Here is a 17,415-nt window from a genome sequence, read left to right as displayed (position 1 = left end):
ACTGTTAATCGGAACAGCGTGTGCCGAATTTCGTTTCGGCACACGCTGTTTTCCACGACAGCGGAAAGTAACGAATGTCTGCACCCGCTTTGGCCGATGTGACCCTCCTCGCGAGCGGGTCCATCAAGTTCGATCTGTCCGGGGTCGCCGATCAATTCTGGCGGCTCACCGTCGAAGGACTCACCTACGGCTCGATCTATGCCCTGGTCGCGGTCGGCTACACACTCGTCTACGGTGTGTTGCGCCTGATCAATTTCGCCCATTCGGAAGTATTCATGCTCGGCACCTTCGGCCAATTGGTCGGATTGATGGTGTTCGGATTCGCGGCGAGCGGTGATACGTACTCCCAGGGTGTCGGACTGACCGTGGTCTACCTCGCAGCGGCCATGGTCTTCGGCATGCTGGTCTCCGGCGCGGCCGCGGTGGGGCTCGAACGAGTCGCGTACCGGCCACTGCGCAAACGCGGCGCGAAACCGCTGATCTTCCTGATCACCGCGATCGGAATGTCGTTCGTGCTGCAGGAATTCGTGCACTACATCCTGCCCAAGCTCACCGGCAACAAGCTCGGCGGCACCAACGCGCAGCAGCCGATCCAGCTGGTGACGCCCACCGAGCAGTTCAAGATCTTCGGCGCGTCGGTCACCAATATCGCGCTGGTGATCGTGCTGGCCGCGGTGGCGCTGGCGCTCACCACCGAATTGCTCATCAACCGGACCAAATTCGGCCGCAGCATTCGCGCGGTCGCCCAGGACCCCGACACGGCGACGCTGATGGGCGTCTCCCGGGAGCGGGTCATCATGCTGACCTTCCTCATCGGCGGTGTGCTCGCGGGCGCCGCCGCGCTGCTGTACACGCTCAAGATCCCCAACGGGATCATCTACAACGGCGGATTCATCCTGGGCATCAAGGCTTTCAGCGCCGCGGTGCTGGGCGGCATCGGCAACCTGCGCGGCGCGCTGCTGGGCGGCCTGCTGCTCGGCCTGGCCGAGGATTACGGCCAGGTGCTCTTCGGCGATCAGTGGCGTGACGTGGTCGCGTTCGTGGTGCTGGTCGCGGTGCTCATGGTCCGGCCCACCGGCATTCTCGGGGAGAGCCTGGGGAGGGCGCGCGCATGACCGACACGAAAACGACTCCCGCGCCGCAGAGCTCACCCGCGGGCCGGGGCGTCGGCGACGCCATCCGCGCCTGGTGGGCCGGGCTCTCGCGCCCGGCGCAGTGGGCGTTCGGCATTCCGGCGATCATCGTGCTGGCCGCGCTGCCGCTGTTCAAGCTGCCGTTGCTGGACACGCCCGGCACCAGTTTCGGCGGGGTGATGGCGCAGTTCGCCATGTACGCGCTCATCGCCATCGGCCTGAATGTGGTTGTCGGGCAGGCGGGTCTGCTCGACCTGGGCTATGTCGGCTTCTACGCGGTCGGCGCGTACTCGGTCGGCCTGCTGACCAGTCCGAACAGTCCCTGGAATCAGACCAACGGCGGCTGGCTCGACCCGAAGTGGGCGTGGCTGGCCTGCGTGCCGATCGCGATCCTGGCGACCGCGATCTCCGGTCTCATCCTGGGCACGCCGACGCTGCGCCTGCGCGGCGACTACCTGGCCATCGTGACCCTGGGCTTCGGTGAGATCGTCCGGCTGCTGGCCGACAATCTGCCCGAGATCACCAACGGCAGCCTCGGCCTGTCCCGCATCCAGTACCCGCACCTCGGCGAGTCCGACACCCATCCGGGCGGTTACTTCTCCTCCGGCAATCTCGGTGACGTGCACACCTGGAATGTGCTGGACCGGGCCAACTCCGGCACCTGGTGGTACTGGCTGGGCATCGTCCTGGTGGTCGTCGTGCTCATGCTGGTCGGCAATCTCGAGCGCAGCCGGGTGGGCCGCGCGTGGGTCGCCATCCGGGAGGACGAGGACGCTGCCGAGATCATGGGCGTGCCCACCTTCAAGTTCAAACTGTGGGCGTTCATGATCGGCGCGGCCATCGGCGGCCTGTCGGGCGCGCTGTACGCGGGGCAGGTGCAGTACGTGAATCCGCAGGGGTTCAACGTCATCAACTCGATGCTGTTCCTGTGCGCGGTGGTGCTGGGTGGTCAGGGCAACAAGCTCGGCGTGATCGTCGGCGCGTTCCTGATCGTGTACCTGCCCAACCGGTTCATGGGCGTGAACGTGGGCGGGCAGTCGCTCGGTGACTACAAGTACCTCTTCTTCGGTCTCACGCTGGTGGTCGTGATGATCTTCCGGCCGCAGGGTCTGTTCCCGGCGCGCCAGAAACTGCTGACCTACGGGCGGCAGGTGTATCGGGCGGTGCGACGGCCGGCGCCGGCCGCGCAGACGACAGGAGCCGCACAGTGACGGGGCCGGGCGACGCGCTGTTCGACAACGAGGACATGGCGGCCGGGTACGCGCGGCCCGAGGTGGAGCCCAGCGCCGGCACGCTCGACGTGACCGAGGTGCTGCCCGTCTACAAGGACCCCGAGGTGGTCGCGGAAGTCGTTGCGCCGCACCGGGACATCGAGACCGCGGTCGGCGCGCCGCTGCTGCGCACCGACGGACTCACCATGCGGTTCGGCGGCCTGACCGCGCTCGACAATGTGAGCTTCGAGATCCGCCGCGGCGAGATCCTCGGACTCATCGGGCCCAATGGCGCGGGCAAGACCACCTGCTTCAACGCCATCTCCGGGGTGTACCGCCCGTCCGACGGCACGGTCTACTTCGACGGCAAGCCGCTGACCAAGACCAAGCGCAACGAGATCACCCGGCTGGGCATCGCGCGCACCTTCCAGAACATCCGGCTCTTCGGGGAGATGACCGCGCTGGAGAACGTGGTCGTCGGCGCGGACGCCCGGCACAAGACCTCGGTCCCGGGCGCGCTCTTCCGCACCCCGCGGCACCGCGAGGAGGAGAAGGACTCGCTCGAGCGCGGCATGGCGCTGCTCGAGTACGTCGGCATCGCGGCGCACGCGGTCGAGAAGGCGCGCAACCTCTCCTACGGCGATCAGCGCCGCCTGGAGATCGCCCGCGCGCTGGCGACCGAGCCGAAACTGCTGTGCCTGGACGAGCCCGCCGCCGGGTTCAATCCGAGCGAGAAGTCCGCGCTCATGGATCTGATCCGCAAGATCCGCGACGACGGCTACACGGTGCTGCTCATCGAGCACGACATGCGACTGGTCATGGGCGTGACCGACCGCATCGTGGTGCTGGAGTTCGGCCGCAAGATCGCCGACGGGTTGCCCGAGCAGATCCGCCAGGATCCCGCGGTGATCAACGCCTATCTGGGCGTGCCCGACGAGGCCGACGCCGAGTCGGCCGAGGACGCGGCCGAGGCGCGAAGCATTGCCGCCGAGCCGGTTCCGGACCTGGCGAAGCAGGCGCCCGGTTCCGTCACGCCCACCGCCGCGACCGGCGAGCCGCTGCTGACGGTCGAGGACATGGTCGTGAACTACGGCAGAATCCAAGCGCTGCACGGCATCTCGCTGGAGGTCGGGCAGGGCGAGCTGGTCACCCTGCTGGGCGCGAACGGCGCGGGCAAGACCACCACCATGCGCGCCCTGTCGGGCCTGCTGCCGCTGACCCGCGGCCGCATCATGTTCCAGGGCCGCGACATCACCCGCATGAAGGCCCACGAACGCGTGGTGGCGGGCCTGATCCAGGCCCCCGAGGGCCGCGGCGTCTTCCCGGGCATGACGGTCCAGGAGAACCTCGACATGGGCTGCCACGCACGGCCGTTCGCGTCGAAGGCGGACTACGCGAAGACACTGGACTGGGTCTTCGAGCTGTTCCCGCGCCTGCAGGAACGTCGTCGCCAGGTGGGCGGCACCCTCTCCGGCGGCGAGCAGCAGATGCTGGCCATCGGCCGCGCCCTCATGGCCCGCCCGCAGCTGCTGCTGCTCGACGAGCCGTCGATGGGCCTGGCCCCCATGGTGATCCAGCAGATCTTCCGGATCATCGCCGACATCAACGCCCAGGGCACCACGGTCCTGCTGGTCGAACAGAACGCCCAGCAGGCCCTGACCCGCAGCGACCGCGCCTACATCCTGGAAACCGGTGAGGTGACCAAGACCGGAGGCGGCCGAGCCCTGCTCACCGACCCCGCCGTCAAGTCCGCCTACCTCGGCGTCGGCTGATCCGCCGGGGCCCGAAAAGCATTCGGGCCGGTCACCTTCCGGTGACCGGCCCGAACCTTCAAGCAGGGGCGACAGGAATCGAACCTGCAACCTGCCGCTTTGGAGACGGCTGCTCTGCCAATTGAGCTACACCCCTTGGCGGGGGCAACGCTACCAGGTAGCGGGTCGAGGATGAAATCGGTTTCGCTGACCTGGGGCGACGGGCCGAGTACGCCCGCTGCCCACGGATGTCGGGGGCGGTACCTAGACTCTTGCGGGTGACCCCTGCCTCTACTGATCAGCGTCCTGTTGTTGCGTCCGAAGCCGTGTCCGGGGAGCAGCCGACCCTGCTGTTGCTGGATGGGCATTCGCTGGCTTATCGCGCGTTCTACGCGCTGCCCGCGGAGAACTTCAAGACGCAGAGCGGGCAGACCACCAATGCCGTGTACGGGTTCACGGCGATGCTGATCAACCTGCTGCGCGACGAGAAGCCGACGCATGTGGCGGCGGCGTTCGACGTGAGCCGCAAGACGTTCCGGACCGAGGCGTTCCCGGAGTACAAGGCGAATCGGGCGACCACCCCGGACGAGTTCAAGGGGCAGGTGGAGACCACCCAGGAAGTGCTGGGCGCGCTGGGGATTCCGGTCATGGCCATCGAGGGGTACGAGGCGGACGATCTGATCGCCACGCTCACCACGCAGGCCGTCGCCCAGGGGTTCCGGGTGCTCATCGTGACCGGTGACCGTGACTCGCTGCAGCTGGTCGAGGACACCGTCACCGTGCTCTATCCGAAGAAGGGCGTCTCCGAGCTCACCCGGTTCACCCCGGCCGCGGTCGAGGAGAAGTACGGGCTCACCCCGGCGCAGTACCCGGACTTCGCGGCGCTGCGCGGCGACCCGAGCGACAACCTGCCGGGCATCCCGGGCGTGGGGGAGAAGACCGCCACCAAGTGGATCCGCGAGTACGGCGACCTGGCCACCCTGGTCGACCAGGTGGACAAGGTGAAGGGCAAGGTCGGAGACGCGTTGCGCGCCAACCTGTCCAGCGTGGTGCTCAACCGGCAGCTCACCGAGATGGTGAAGACGGTGCCGCTGCCCTACGCACCCGACCAGCTGGCCATGCAGCCATGGGATCGGGACAAGATCCACCGGCTGTTCGACGAGCTGGAATTCCGGGTGCTGCGCGACCGCCTGTTCGACACCCTGGCCCCGGTGGAGCCCGAGGCCGAGTCCGGCTTCGAGATCAGCGGCAGCGCGCTGGCCGCCGGCACCGTCGCCGCCTGGCTGGCCGAGCACGCTGGAACCGGTGTGCGGCACGGGGTTTCCGTGGTCGGCAACGGCTCGCCGACGCACGGCGACACCCAGGCCATCGCCCTGGCCGCCGCCGACGGCGAGGGCGCCTACATCGACGTGCACACCCTCACCCCCGAGGACGAGAAGGCGCTCGGCGACTGGCTGGCCGACCCGGCCACGCCGAAGGCGCTGCACGAGGCCAAGACCGCCATGCACGCCCTGCGCGGGCGCGGCTGGCGGCTGGCCGGGCTCACCAGTGACACCGCGCTGGCCGCCTACCTGATCCTGCCGGGCCAGCGCACCTTCAACCTGGAGGACCTGTCGCTGCGCTACCTGAGCCGGGAACTGCGCGTCGACAATGCCGGGGAGACCCAGCTGTCGCTGCTCGACGACGAGGACGAGGTCGACGCCGAGGCCGCCAATGCCCAGATGCTGCGCGCCCGAGCGGTTTACGACCTCGCCGACGCCTTCGACGCCGAACTCGAGCGCATCGAGTCCACCGCGCTGCTGCGCGATATGGAGCTCCCGCTGCTGAGCGTGCTGGCCGACCTGGAGGCCGCGGGCGTCGCCGTCGACTCCGCCCAGCTCGAGCAGTTGCAGCGCGAGTTCGCCGACCGTGTCGCCGAGGCCGCCGAGGCCGCGTACGACGTCATCGGCAAGCAGATCAACCTGGGCTCGCCCAAGCAGCTGCAGGTGGTCCTGTTCGACGAGCTCGACATGCCGAAGACCAAGCGCACCAAGACCGGCTACACCACCGACGCCGACGCGCTCGAGGGCCTCTACGAGAAGACCCAGCACCCGTTCCTGCAGCACCTGCTCGAGCACCGCGACGCCACCCGCCTCAAGGTGACCGTCGACGGCCTGCTCAAGTCGGTCGCCGACGACGGCCGCATCCACACCACCTTCAACCAGACCGTCGCCGCCACCGGCCGCCTGTCCTCGACCGAGCCGAACCTGCAGAACATCCCGATCCGCACCGACATGGGCCGCCGCATCCGCGACACCTTCGTCGTCGGCCCCGGCTACGAGTCGCTGATGACCGCTGACTACAGCCAGATCGAAATGCGGATCATGGCCCACCTGTCCAAGGACGAGGGCCTCATCGAAGCCTTCAACTCGGGCGAGGACCTGCACAACTTCGTCGCCTCCAAGGCCTTCGACATCCCGATCGCCGAGGTGGAGCCGGAGCTGCGCCGCCGCATCAAGGCCATGTCCTACGGCCTGGCCTACGGTCTGTCGGCGTACGGCCTGTCCCAGCAGTTGAAGATCAGCGCCGACGAGGCCAAGGTCCAGATGGACATCTACTTCAACCGTTTCGGCGCCATCCGCGACTACCTGCACGACGCCGTCGATCAGGCCCGCAAGGTCGGCTACACCGAGACCCTGTTCGGCCGCCGCCGCTACCTGCCGGACCTGGATTCCAGCAACCGGCAGCGCCGCGAGGCCGCCGAGCGCATGGCCCTCAACGCCCCCATCCAGGGCACCGCGGCCGACATCATCAAGGTCGCCATGATCGACACCCAGAAGGCGATCCGGGAGGCGGGCCTGAAATCCCGCATGCTGCTGCAGATCCATGACGAACTCGTCTTCGAGGTCGCCGCGGGGGAGCGGGAGCAGTTGGAATCGCTTGCGCGCGAGCACATGTCCAATGCCATCGAGCTGTCGGTGCCACTGGAGGTGTCGGTGGGCGTGGGCCGCAGCTGGGATTCGGCCGCGCACTAGGGAACTCGACACGCACTCGCGAGTCGCGCGACACGCGGACCGCCCGCACCGGGTTTCGGTGTGGGCGGTTCGTGTCTCGGCCGCCCTCTCCGCGCGCGTCGGCACCCGCCCGCCACCCGTTGTACGGGTTGCCGGAATTGCGTCGACCTGGGGATGTTCACGAATCGGATGTTTGCCGGGCCCACAGTGTTTGCTCGCGGCCGCGCCGGAGGCCGTGTGGCGCCCGTCGCATTGGCGGTGACCTGCGACGAAGTTACCCGTGGGTCCCTCACGAATGTGGTTGCCATTGCGTGAGCTCCCCCCTATGCTCGGACCCGTGCCGAATCCCGCCAACAGCCGCAGCGCAGCGCTCGACGTCGCAGACCGCGACCGCGCAGCGCTTATTTCGCTTACCGCGAATGTGGCCGGCGATCGCGTACTCGTAGTTCTCCGCCGTAGCGGGGTCTGATTCGGACCGGCCCCTCGCTGCGGCCGATAGAACTTTCTTTTGCTGGTCCCCTCTGTCAATTCTTCGGAAGAAGTCGGGAAGACCTAGTTCAATGACCATCACCCTGGATACCGCCATGTTCATCGCCGCCGCCCCCGCGACCTTGCGGGCCGAATGCACCGGCCTGACCCCCGCCGAGTTCCACGACCGCTACTGCGACCCGATGGGCCCGGTGAAGCTCAGCGAGTGGACCCCGATCGGCGACCGCGCCGGTACGGCCACCCTGGAAATCGCCTCCCACCTGCGCACCGTCGTGGCGACCGGCAGCCCGGTGGCCGCGCTCACCTCGGCGCTCTACGACGAGGGCTACCCGGTGGAGATCCTCGCCTTCCATCAGCGCAGCACCCCGGACGGCACCGCCACCTTCGTGCAGTGCGAGTTCAACGGCCGCCGCGGCTGGGGCGCCGCGCTCGCCGACGACGCCGCCGAGTCGACCATCCGCGCCATGATCGCGGGCATCAACCACCTCGGCTCGCACTTCTGAATCAGCCGTGAAAAGCGAAGCGCCGCAACTCCTTCGGGAGTTGCGGCGCTGACGCTGCGGCGGGATGCGGCTACTTGGCGGATTCCTGCTCGGCGAGCTGCTTGCGCACCTCGTCCATGTCGAGGGCCTTCACCTGGGTGACCAGATCCTCGAGCGCGGCCGGGGGCAGCGCGCCGGGCTGCGCGAAGACCAGCACGCCCTCGCGGAACGCCATGATGGTCGGGATGGAGCGGATGTTGGCCGCGGCGGCCAGTCCCTGCTGATCCTCGGTGTCGACCTTGCCGTGCACCACGTCGGGGTGGGTTTCGGACGACTTCTCGAAGGTGGGGGCGAAGCTGCGGCACGGACCGCACCACGAGGCCCAGAAGTCGACGAGAACCACGTCGTTACCGGTGACTACCTCGTCGAAGTTCTGTTCGGTCAGGGTCTGGGTGGCCATGGCTTCCTCTCGTATCGATGTCCCCGGTCCAACACCGGGCCCTGCGGTTATCTTCCCCGCGCTACCGGGCGGGCCGGTCACCGGCGGTCACCGACCATTCGGCGCGCCGGTCACCGTCCCACCGGCGGATGTCCTCCACGGTAGCCCGCACGTCCTTGTCCCAGCCCACCGCGCCCAGCGCGGCGTCGAATTGGCCCGGTTTCAGCCGGCGGGCGAGGGTGACGTGCGGGGTCCAGCTGTCGGGCCGGACATTGCCGGGGATCCCCGGGCAGTCGGCGACCACCCGGAACAGCCTGTGCTGCAAGGAGATCAGCGGTTCGGACGGCACCACCGCCCGAACCAGTACGGCCGCATGGGATCCGAAGACCAGCAGCCCGCCCAGCCGGACCGGGAACGGCCGGAAGTCCTGCTGCGCCAGGACCTTGTCCAGCCGCGGCCAGATCTCGGCGGCCACCGCCATGGTGATGTGCGGCCGATACCAGGGCCCGGGCGTGTGCAGGCCGAGTTCGCTCAGCGCCGCCCACTGCCGCCGCACCGCGGCCTCGGACGCCTCGTCGAAGACCAGTTCCACCGATTGCACCATGGTGTCCTGAACTTACGCGCGATTCGCCGCCCAGGTCTCGAAACAGGCGTGGCAGCGTGTGCCGGGGCGCGACGGCGGCGGGGGTTGCGCGAGGATGACTGCCATGAGCGACAGCGAGACTCGAATCCGGCTGGGCGTGCTGGAGGGCGACGGCATCGGCCCCGAAATCGTCCGTGCCACCCGGCATGTGGTCGACGACGCCTTCGAGACCACGGGCCTGCCGCCGGTGGAGTGGGTGCCGCTGCCACTGGGGCACGAGGCGATCGAGCAATTCGGCAACCCGGTGCCCGAGCAGACGCTCGCCGGGCTGGCCGAACTCGACGCCTGGATCATGGGCCCGCACGACAGCGCCTCCTACGCTCCCGAACACCGCACCGGCCTGCCGCCCGCGGGCGCGGTCCGCAAGCGCTTCGGTCTCTACGCGAACGTGCGCCCGGCCCGCAGCCTCGAGGGTGTGCGCGCCCTGGCTCCGGACATGGATCTGCTGATCCTGCGCGAGAACACCGAGGGCCTCTACGCCGACCGCAATATGGCCGCTGGTTCCGGTGAGTTCCAGCCGTCGCGGGATGTCGCGCTGTCGGTCGGCGTGTTCACCCGGGCGGCGATCGAACGCATCGCGCGGCTGGGGTTCGAGATCGCGTCGGAGCGGTCGAAGAAGCTGACCGTGGTGCACAAGGCCAATGTGTTGCCCATGACGATGGGGATGTTTCGCGACATCTGTTACGAGGTGGCCGCGGACTACCCGGACGTGGAGGTCGACGACGAGCACGTGGACGCGGCGGCCGCGCATCTGGTCCGCGCGGCCCGCGACTACGACGTGATCGTCACCGAGAATCTGTTCGGCGACATCCTGTCCGATCTGGCGGGTGAATTGAGTGGTTCGCTCGGTATGGCCGCCTCGGTGAACTGCTCCGATACCCAGATCATGGCGCAGGCGGTGCACGGCGCGGCCCCGACCCTGGCGGGGCGCAATCGCGCGAATCCGGTGGCGCTGTTCAACTCCGCGGCGGTGATGCTGCACTGGATGGGTCGCACTCAGCGCCACAGCGCGTTGGACCGGGTCGGCGAGCGCATCGAGCGGGCAGTTGCTGATACGTTGCGGGCTGGTGTTGCAACGTCCGATTTGGGTGGGCTAGCCTCTACCTCCGAATTCACCGAGCAGGTGCGCGCACGGCTGCACCGCTGGTGAGCGCGCATTCCGGGCCGGGCGTGTTCGGCCCCGCTCTGGCGTGTCGCCGATTAATCTTCGGTTACCGGCCGACGCGGACGGTGTCACTCGCTTACATTTCAAACGGCGGGCGACCCACGGATGTCGCGCACCCGAACTGTGGAGGACTGCTGTGTCTGTTCGTAACTCTCTTCGCGGGCGTGCCCTGCGAGCCGCTGTCGTCGTCGCCGGTGGCGCTCTCGCACTGACCGCCTGTACCAGTAATTCGGAGTCCAGCGGTCCCGAGGTGGCCAAGGTCGACGTGGCCAAGGTCGACACCATCGCGGCCAAGGTGCCCGCCGACATCAAGTCCTCCGGCAAGCTGACCGTCGGCGTCAACGTTCCGTATCAGCCCAACGAGTACCGGGATCCGTCCAGCGGCAAGATCGTCGGCTTCGACGTCGACCTGATGGACGCGGTCGCCAAGGTGCTGGGCCTGAACGCGGACTACAAGGAAGCCGACTTCGAGAAGATCATCCCCTCCATCGAGGCCGGCACCTACAACCTCGGCATGTCCTCCTTCACCGACAACAAGGAGCGCGAGGCCACCGCCGACTTCGTCACCTACTTCTCCGCGGGCAGCCAGTGGGCCCAGCAGAAGGGCAAGACCGTCGACCCCGACAATGCCTGCGGCAAGCGAGTCGCGGTGCAGCGCACCACCGTTCAGGACACCGACGAGATCCCGGCCAAGTCCAAGGCGTGCGTCGCCGCGGGTAAGCCGGAGATCCAGAAGGTCGCCTACGACGAGCAGTCCGCCGCCGCCAACGCGCTGGTGCAGGGCCAGGTCGACGCCATGTCCGCCGACTCCCCGGTGACCGCGTACGCGATCAAGCAGGCGGGCGACAAGATCGAGCCCGCCGGCAAGATCTTCGATTCCGCGCCCTACGGCTGGCCGGTCAAGAAGCACTCCACGCTGGCGCCGGTGCTGCAGGAAGCCGTGCAGTACCTGATGGACAACGGCCAGTACAAGAAGATCGCCGAGAACTGGGGTGTCCAGGAGGGCGCGATCACCAAGTCCGTCATCAACGGAGCCAGCTGACCTCCTATGTCGCAGGACAAGAACCACCTCTCGGTGCCGGTCGAGAGCGCCGAGCCCGAGCCGATCAAGGCGATTCCGCTGCGACGGCCGGGCCGGTGGATCGCCGCCGCGATCATCCTGATCGCCCTGGCCCTGTTCATCTGGGGCGCCAAGACCAACGAGGCCTACCACTGGAACACCTACTTCAAGTACCTGGGTGACAAGCGAATCGCCCAGGGCGCGTTGGTGACTCTGGAGCTGACCGTGCTGGCCATGCTGATCGGCGTGGTGCTCGGCGTGCTGCTGGCGGTCATGCGCCTGTCGCCGAACCCGGTGCTGCGCTCGGTGGCGTGGGCGTACCTGTGGATCTTCCGCGGGACGCCGGTCTATGTGCAGCTGGTGTTCTGGGGCCTGTTCCCGTCGCTGTACAAGACCGTCACCGTGGGTGTGCCGTTCGGGCCGTCGCTGGCGCACTTCGATGTGCAGCACTGGTCGGCGCCGTTCTTCTTCGCGATGATCGGCCTGGGTCTCAACGAGGCCGCCTACATGGCCGAAATCGTGCGCGCGGGAATCAATTCCGTGGGCGAGGGGCAGCGCGAGGCGTCGGTGGCGCTGGGCATGTCGTGGTCGCAGACCATGACCCGCACGGTGCTGCCGCAGGCCATGCGGGTGATCATCCCGCCGACCGGCAACGAGCTCATCTCCATGCTGAAGACCACCTCGCTGGTGACGGCCATCCCGCTCACCACCGACCTCTACGGCCGGGCTCGCGACATCTACAGCGTGAACTTCCAGCCGATCCCGCTGCTGCTGGTCGCCGCCACCTGGTATCTGGCCGTCACCAGCGTGCTCATGATCGGCCAGTACTACCTGGAGCGGTACTACTCGCGCGGTTCCTCCCGGCAGCTCACCGCGAAACAGTTGCGCGCCTTGGCCCAGGCGCAGGTCGCCGGCGGAACGGGATAGGTGAACATGTCCGAGGATTCGATCTCGTTCTCCAAGGAATCCACGCCGCTGATCGACGGCTCGCTGCCGCCCTCGGCGGTGCCGATGGTGCGTGCCGACCGGGTGTGCAAGAGCTTCGGCGCGTTGAACGTGCTCAAGGGCATCACCCTCGAGGTGAAGCGTGGCGAGGTGCTGTGCCTGATCGGCCCGTCCGGCTCCGGCAAGTCCACCTTCCTGCGCTGCATCAACCACCTCGAGCGGGTCAATGCCGGGCGCCTGTACGTGGACGGCGATCTGGTCGGCTACCGCGAGAAGAACGGCAAGCTCTACGAGCTGCACCCGCGCGACGCCGCCAAGCAGCGCCGCGATATCGGGATGGTGTTCCAGCACTTCAACCTGTTCCCGCACCGCACGGCGCTGGAGAACATCATCGAGGCGCCGACCCAGGTCAAGAAGCTCAAGCGGGCCGACGCGGTGGCCCGCGCCCGGGACCTGCTGGCCCGAGTCGGCCTGGCGGACAAGGCCGATGCCTACCCCGCCCAGCTGTCGGGCGGTCAGCAGCAGCGTGTCGCCATCGCGCGCGCCCTGGCCATGGACCCCAAGTTGATGCTCTTCGACGAGCCCACCTCGGCGCTGGACCCGGAGCTGGTGGGTGAGGTGCTCGGCGTCATGCGCGAACTCGCGGCCTCGGGCATGACCATGGTGGTCGTCACCCACGAGATGGGTTTCGCCCGTGAGGTCGCCGACCAGCTGGCCTTCATGGACGGCGGTGTCGTGGTGGAGGCGGGCGATCCGCGCGAGCTGCTCGCCAACCCCCAGCACGACCGGACCAAGGCGTTCCTTTCGCGAATCCTCTAGTCCCGCAACGAGATCAGGGAGCCCTCGGTGCGAGGGCTCCCTGATCTGCTACTTGCGGAGGAACTCCAGCACGGGCGCGGTCTGGCCGAGGATGGCGTGACCGACGCCCGGGAGCACCCGGGTGGTCGCGTTCGGGATGGATTGCTGTGCGCGGCGGGCGGTGTCGGCGGACTTGAACATGACGTCGTCCTCGCCCACGATCACCAGGACCGGCATCGGGAGGGCGCTCAGCTGCGCGTCGGTGAAGAGGGGCAGTTTGCCGGTGCGCGGGTTGAAGTGGGTGAAGGTCAGCGTCACGTCGTCGAGGATCTCGGCGTGGTCGGTGAGGTTCAGGCCGGTGACGATGGCGGCCGAGCGGCGCAGATCGTGGTTGCTGAACAGGTGGTCGAGCAGGTTCTTGAAGATCCAGCCGAAGCGCTGCTTGCCGATCCCGCCGGGGCACAGCAGCGCCAGCTTGGTCACCTTGTCGGGACGGCGGACCGCGTAGTCCAGCGCGGTCCATCCACCCAAGGACATGCCGACGAACGCGGCAGCGGAAATGTCCAGTCCGGCAAGGACATCGTCGAGCCACGATGCGACCGCGTCCGAGCCGAGCGCCGGGCGGGACTCGGCGCTGCCGCCGGGCTCGCCCACCATGTCGACGGCGTAGACGCGGAAATCGGTTGCCCAGGAGGCGATATCGCCGAGCCAGGTGGCGGAGTTGGCCCCGGACCCGTGCAGCAGGACGACCGGCGGCGCGTCCTTCGGGCCGGAGGCCAGTACGAAGGTGTCGCCCTCCCGGGTCGGAATGTGCAACTGCTCCACCGCGACCGGCCAGCGGCGCACCAATTCCTGGTAGCGGGCCTGGATGGCGGCCCGTCCGGCCTCGGACTTGTAGATCGCGTTCACGACGCGAGAACTCCTTCCATGTATTCGAGCAGCCGGGCGGTATCACCCAGGCCGCCGACGAGAATGACCTTCAGGCGGGCGCGTTCGCGGTCGTAGAAGGTCTGCACCCGCAGCGGTTGCCCGTCTCCGGTGTGGGTGCCCGCCGCCGCGGTCAGCAGCGTGCTGACCCGGTCGGCGATCGAGGGATCCGCGGCATCGACCTCGATGATGCTGGACACCTCCGAATACCGTTGCGGGGCAGTCGATCCGCCCTCGGGTGCGGGCAGGCCGGTGAAGGCTTCCAGATCGGCCCGGGTGATGCGGTACTGCTTGCCGATGCGGGTGGCGGGCAGCTTCCCTTCCCGCACGTACCCGCGGACAGTGCGTACGTGCAGGCCGAGGCGTTCGGCGACTTCCTCGACGGAGTAGAGACGATCGGTCACGAAAACTACCCTAACGTTCCCTGTCGTGAGTATCAATAGGGAAGTTTGGGTAATTTTGTGTTGGCACTTACGCGGGGCTGTCAAGTCAACTACAGTTTGTAGTAGATATTCGGTCGCACCGTTGGGAGACGGCATGGCGATGACAGGGGAGCGTCCGGTGGCGCGGGCGCGATGGAGCTTTCTGCAAGGGGCGATATGCGTGGTCGGCGTCGTCCACATCGTGTGGGCGATCGTGGGCTGGATCGCCGAACCCAGCTTCGCGATGGGCGAACACGCCCCGGCCACACCGGTTCTCGGCATGGACTACAACGGCTGGCACGGGCTGGCGGGCCTGCTGCTGTTCGCGCCGGCGCTGCTCGCCGCCCTGCGCAAGCGCTGGGCCGCCTGGTACTGCGTGATCGCCGCTGTCGGAGGCGGATTCGTGGTCGGGATCTGGGCGCTGTTCGCGCACAACGTGTTGATGTTCAGTTTCCCGAATCACCGGAGCGACGCCATCGAGCACATCGTGACCGGCGTGGTGCTGCTGGCGCTGGTCGGGATTCAGGCCGTCCGCGACGGCGGCTTGCGGGCCGTATTCGCCTGACCCGGCGTCTTCCAGGTCGCGAGCGCGATACGGAGTTGGCCGAGCAGGACTTTCGTGGCCGGGCTCAGGGGGCGCTCGGTGCTCCACGCCAGCACCAGGCGGCCGCACATCGCCGGATCGATCTCCAGGGTGCGGATACCGAGGCGGGCGGCCTCGTCCGCCGGGATTCGCGGAATGACGGCTATGCCGAGGTCGTGCGCGGCCAGTCGGATCAGCAGCGGGGGTGCGGCGGCCTCGAACGCCACATCGGGTGTCAGAGAGGCGGCGGCGCAGGCGTTTTCGAGCAGGGCGCGCAGCCCGGTGCCGGTGGGCAGGCAGATGAGCGGGTGCTCGCACAGTTCGGGCAGGATGATCCGGTCGCCGAAGCCCTCGGCCGCCGCCGCCACGGCCGCCACGATCGTGCTCTCGTAGATGAGCTCGGTGCCGATGCTCGGGTCCAGATCCTCCGAGATGGAGAGCAGGCCGATGTCCAGCTCGCCGCGACGCAGGGCGCCGTACATGGCGTCGGAGGTGTCCTCGGTGAGGGAGATGCCGATCTGTGGGTGATCGCGGTGGAAGTCGGACAACACCTGGGCGATGTCGATCTCCTCGCCCGCCGCGCCGGAAATCAAGCCGACCCGCACGTGCCCGCGCAGCAGGCCGGTGAATTCGTCCACGGTGTGGGTGATGCGCTCGACGTGTTCGAGGGCCGCGCGGGCGATCGGCAGCACCGCCTCGCCGACCGGGGTGAGCGTGACCGAACGGCTCGTCCGATCCAGCAAAGGCTGTCCCAGTTCACGTTCCAGCTGGCGGATCTGCGCGCTGAGGCCGGGCTGGGCCAGATGCAGGCGGGCCGCCGCGCGGGTGAAGTTCGCTTCCTCGGCGACCGTGACGAAGTAGCGCAGCTGACGCAGTTCCATAACTGCTGATTCTAGCTACGAGAAGAACTATCTGTTGGAGTTATCGTTCAGGGGCGAGCAGGGTAGGTGACATGACGAAGACAGCGATCACCGAACTGCCCGCCACCACCGGACCCGTGTTCCAGCCCGGCGACACCGGCTACGACGCCGAGATCGCCGGATTCCAGACCGCGTACACCCACCGGCCCGCCGTCGTGGTGGCCGCCGCCCACGCCGAGGACGTCCGCGCCGCGGTGGAATACGCGGCGCGGCACGGACTTCCGGTCGCCGTGCAGGCCACCGGGCACGGACTGTCGGTGGCCACCGACGGCGTGCTCATCACCACCCGCCGGCTCACCGACATCCGCGTCGACGCGGACGCGCGCACCGCCCGAATCGGGGCGGGCGTGCAGGCCGGAGCCCTGATCGAGGCGGCCGCCGCGCACGGCCTGGCGCCGCTGAACGGCTCCTCGCTCTCGGTCGGCGTGGTCGGCTACATCCTCGGCGGCGGGATCGGCATCCTGGCGCGCGAATACGGTTATGCCGCAGAGCATGTGCGAGCCATCGAGATCGTCACCGCCGACGGCCGCCTGCGCCGCCTGACGCCCGAGGACGAGTTGTTCGGCGCGGTGCTGGGCACCGGCGGCAACTTCGGCGTGGTCACCGCGCTGGAACTGGACCTGCTGCCCGTCACCCGGGTGTACGGCGGCCAGTTGCAGTTCGACACCGCGCTGGTGGCTCCGGCGCTGGAGGCCTGGCGTCGGTGGACCCGGCAGGCGCCCGAGACCGTCACCTCGGCCATCACCATGCTGACCTTCCCCGATATCCCGCAGCTGCCCCCGCACCTGCGCGGGCGGTACGTGGCGACCGTCAATATCGCGTTCACCGGTACCGAGGAGGAGGGCGAACGCCTCGTCGCGCCGCTGCGCGCGGTCGGGGAGCGCATGACCGACGACCTGCGGGTGATGCCCTACACGGAAAGCCATGCCATCTACCGGGATCCGGATCACCCGCACGCCTACACCGCCACCAACGCGCTGCTCTCGGACCTGCCCGCCGACGCCGCCGCCGCATTCCTGGCGGCGACCGGACCCGGGGCCGCGCTGCCCACGGTGGCCGGATTCCGGCACCTGGGTGGAGCTTTGAGCCGTCGGGGCCCGTACGGAATCTCGATGGACCACCGCGACGCGCAGTACATCGCACGGGTGCTGGCCATGCCGCAGCCGGACAATGCCGAGGCGGTGCGCGACCAGCTGGCACTGGCGCGAAACACGTTGCGGCCGTGGACCGTCGGCCACAACCTCAACTTCCTCTACGGCAGCGGCGACCAGGCCGACGAGGCGCAGACCCGCGCCGGCTACAGCCCCGCCATCTACGACCGGCTGGCCGCGCTCAAGGCGAAGTACGACCCCGCCAACCTGTTCCGCAACAACCGCAATATCCGCCCGAATTGATCGGCCGGGACCACAACCTTTGCCCCGCCGCGCCTGTGTGCGGCGGGGCGAGCTGTTTTC

16 protein-coding genes, 1 tRNA gene and 1 pseudogene are annotated in these 17,415 nt (G+C 68.1%); 12 read left to right on the top strand and 6 right to left on the bottom strand.

The window, feature by feature from the left end; genetic code table 11:
• Positions 1 to 74: 74 nt before the first annotated feature.
• From ABZ382_RS34600 to ABZ382_RS34585, 4 genes and pseudogenes are all read left to right on the top strand, one after another.
• On the top strand, positions 75 to 1,115 hold the full coding sequence (locus ABZ382_RS34600; RefSeq protein WP_357097901.1) for a branched-chain amino acid ABC transporter permease: 1,041 nt from the start codon (positions 75 to 77) through the stop codon (positions 1,113 to 1,115).
• A complete protein-coding gene (locus tag ABZ382_RS34595; protein ID WP_357097898.1) occupies positions 1,112 to 2,344 on the top strand; it encodes a branched-chain amino acid ABC transporter permease in 1,233 nt (410 codons plus the stop codon). The genes ABZ382_RS34600 and ABZ382_RS34595 overlap by 4 nt, the downstream gene beginning before the upstream one ends.
• Before the next feature lie 35 nt (positions 2,345 to 2,379).
• A pseudogene (locus tag ABZ382_RS34590) lies at positions 2,380 to 3,288 on the top strand (ABC transporter ATP-binding protein); the annotation flags it as partial.
• Between the two features lie 132 nt (positions 3,289 to 3,420).
• The gene (locus ABZ382_RS34585) at positions 3,421 to 4,116 is read left to right on the top strand and encodes an ABC transporter ATP-binding protein (RefSeq protein WP_357098028.1); all 696 of its coding nucleotides are present in this window, start codon (positions 3,421 to 3,423) and stop codon (positions 4,114 to 4,116) included.
• A 63-nt stretch (positions 4,117 to 4,179) separates the two neighbouring features.
• Here the strand turns inward: ABZ382_RS34585 and ABZ382_RS34580 are convergent.
• Positions 4,180 to 4,252 (bottom strand) — tRNA-Trp (locus ABZ382_RS34580).
• Positions 4,253 to 4,373: 121 nt separating this feature from the next.
• On the opposite strand from ABZ382_RS34580, the gene polA reads away from it, so the two are divergent.
• A complete protein-coding gene (polA, locus tag ABZ382_RS34575) occupies positions 4,374 to 7,109 on the top strand; it encodes a DNA polymerase I (protein ID WP_357097895.1) in 2,736 nt (911 codons plus the stop codon).
• Between the two features lie 539 nt (positions 7,110 to 7,648).
• Entirely contained in the window at positions 7,649 to 8,080 is a 432-nt protein-coding gene (locus ABZ382_RS34570; RefSeq protein WP_357097892.1) for a 2-keto-3-deoxygluconate kinase, read from the top strand.
• A gap of 70 nt (positions 8,081 to 8,150) precedes the next feature.
• On the opposite strand, the gene trxA is transcribed toward ABZ382_RS34570, so the two are convergent.
• On the bottom strand, positions 8,151 to 8,519 hold the full coding sequence (gene trxA, locus ABZ382_RS34565) for a thioredoxin (RefSeq protein ID WP_357097888.1): 369 nt from the start codon (positions 8,517 to 8,519) through the stop codon (positions 8,151 to 8,153).
• 61 nt (positions 8,520 to 8,580) lie between these two features.
• Positions 8,581 to 9,102: a 2'-5' RNA ligase family protein gene (locus ABZ382_RS34560; protein ID WP_357097884.1), complete on the bottom strand. Its 522-nt coding sequence runs from the start codon at positions 9,100 to 9,102 to the stop codon at positions 8,581 to 8,583.
• Between the two features lie 103 nt (positions 9,103 to 9,205).
• Between ABZ382_RS34560 and ABZ382_RS34555 the strand changes: the two genes are divergently transcribed.
• From ABZ382_RS34555 to ABZ382_RS34540, 4 genes are all read left to right on the top strand, one after another.
• Entirely contained in the window at positions 9,206 to 10,291 is a 1,086-nt protein-coding gene (locus ABZ382_RS34555; protein ID WP_357097882.1) for an isocitrate/isopropylmalate family dehydrogenase, read from the top strand.
• Between the two features lie 151 nt (positions 10,292 to 10,442).
• Positions 10,443 to 11,348 carry an ABC transporter substrate-binding protein gene (locus tag ABZ382_RS34550; RefSeq protein ID WP_357097879.1) on the top strand — a complete coding sequence of 302 codons (906 nt, stop codon included), beginning with the start codon at positions 10,443 to 10,445 and terminating at the stop codon, positions 11,346 to 11,348.
• A 6-nt stretch (positions 11,349 to 11,354) separates the two neighbouring features.
• Positions 11,355 to 12,293: an amino acid ABC transporter permease gene (locus tag ABZ382_RS34545; protein WP_357097876.1), complete on the top strand. Its 939-nt coding sequence runs from the start codon at positions 11,355 to 11,357 to the stop codon at positions 12,291 to 12,293.
• A gap of 84 nt (positions 12,294 to 12,377) precedes the next feature.
• A complete protein-coding gene (locus ABZ382_RS34540; RefSeq protein ID WP_357098025.1) occupies positions 12,378 to 13,130 on the top strand; it encodes an amino acid ABC transporter ATP-binding protein in 753 nt (250 codons plus the stop codon).
• 48 nt (positions 13,131 to 13,178) lie between these two features.
• Here ABZ382_RS34540 and ABZ382_RS34535 read toward each other — a convergent pair whose 3' ends face one another.
• The gene (locus ABZ382_RS34535; RefSeq protein WP_357097873.1) at positions 13,179 to 14,018 is read right to left on the bottom strand and encodes an alpha/beta fold hydrolase; all 840 of its coding nucleotides are present in this window, start codon (positions 14,016 to 14,018) and stop codon (positions 13,179 to 13,181) included.
• Positions 14,015 to 14,440, bottom strand: coding sequence for a helix-turn-helix domain-containing protein (locus ABZ382_RS34530; RefSeq protein ID WP_357097870.1), 426 nt, complete (start codon positions 14,438 to 14,440; stop codon positions 14,015 to 14,017). Before ABZ382_RS34530 ends, ABZ382_RS34535 begins: the two co-directional genes overlap by 4 nt.
• A gap of 133 nt (positions 14,441 to 14,573) precedes the next feature.
• On the opposite strand from ABZ382_RS34530, the gene ABZ382_RS34525 reads away from it, so the two are divergent.
• Entirely contained in the window at positions 14,574 to 15,023 is a 450-nt protein-coding gene (locus tag ABZ382_RS34525; protein WP_357097867.1) for a DUF4383 domain-containing protein, read from the top strand.
• On the opposite strand, the gene ABZ382_RS34520 is transcribed toward ABZ382_RS34525, so the two are convergent.
• The gene (locus ABZ382_RS34520) at positions 14,981 to 15,922 is read right to left on the bottom strand and encodes a LysR family transcriptional regulator (RefSeq protein WP_357097865.1); all 942 of its coding nucleotides are present in this window, start codon (positions 15,920 to 15,922) and stop codon (positions 14,981 to 14,983) included. The two genes, ABZ382_RS34525 and ABZ382_RS34520, sit on opposite strands and share 43 nt — an antisense overlap.
• A gap of 71 nt (positions 15,923 to 15,993) precedes the next feature.
• On the opposite strand from ABZ382_RS34520, the gene ABZ382_RS34515 reads away from it, so the two are divergent.
• Positions 15,994 to 17,355, top strand: a complete 1,362-nt coding sequence (locus ABZ382_RS34515; RefSeq protein WP_357097862.1) for an FAD-binding oxidoreductase — start codon at positions 15,994 to 15,996, stop codon at positions 17,353 to 17,355.
• Positions 17,356 to 17,415 lie beyond the last annotated feature (60 nt).

The organism is Nocardia sp. NPDC005825 (assembly GCF_040630175.1).
Taxonomy (GTDB): domain Bacteria; phylum Actinomycetota; class Actinomycetes; order Mycobacteriales; family Mycobacteriaceae; genus Nocardia.
The sequence above is the reverse complement of the archived record's forward strand: the minus strand, read 5'-3'. Positions and strand labels throughout refer to the sequence as shown.

Coding starts and splice junctions, on each gene's coding strand:
- ABZ382_RS34600 (WP_357097901.1), top strand. CDS start 75: ATGTCTGCACCCGCTTTGGCCGATGTGACCCTCCTCGCGAGCGGGTCC.
- ABZ382_RS34595 (WP_357097898.1), top strand. CDS start 1,112: ATGACCGACACGAAAACGACTCCCGCGCCGCAGAGCTCACCCGCGGGC.
- ABZ382_RS34585 (WP_357098028.1), top strand. CDS start 3,421: ATGGTCGTGAACTACGGCAGAATCCAAGCGCTGCACGGCATCTCGCTG.
- ABZ382_RS34570 (WP_357097892.1), top strand. CDS start 7,649: ATGACCATCACCCTGGATACCGCCATGTTCATCGCCGCCGCCCCCGCG.
- trxA (WP_357097888.1), bottom strand. CDS start 8,519: ATGGCCACCCAGACCCTGACCGAACAGAACTTCGACGAGGTAGTCACC.
- ABZ382_RS34560 (WP_357097884.1), bottom strand. CDS start 9,102: ATGGTGCAATCGGTGGAACTGGTCTTCGACGAGGCGTCCGAGGCCGCG.
- ABZ382_RS34555 (WP_357097882.1), top strand. CDS start 9,206: ATGAGCGACAGCGAGACTCGAATCCGGCTGGGCGTGCTGGAGGGCGAC.
- ABZ382_RS34545 (WP_357097876.1), top strand. CDS start 11,355: ATGTCGCAGGACAAGAACCACCTCTCGGTGCCGGTCGAGAGCGCCGAG.
- ABZ382_RS34540 (WP_357098025.1), top strand. CDS start 12,378: ATGGTGCGTGCCGACCGGGTGTGCAAGAGCTTCGGCGCGTTGAACGTG.
- ABZ382_RS34525 (WP_357097867.1), top strand. CDS start 14,574: ATGGCGATGACAGGGGAGCGTCCGGTGGCGCGGGCGCGATGGAGCTTT.
- ABZ382_RS34520 (WP_357097865.1), bottom strand. CDS start 15,922: ATGGAACTGCGTCAGCTGCGCTACTTCGTCACGGTCGCCGAGGAAGCG.
- ABZ382_RS34515 (WP_357097862.1), top strand. CDS start 15,994: ATGACGAAGACAGCGATCACCGAACTGCCCGCCACCACCGGACCCGTG.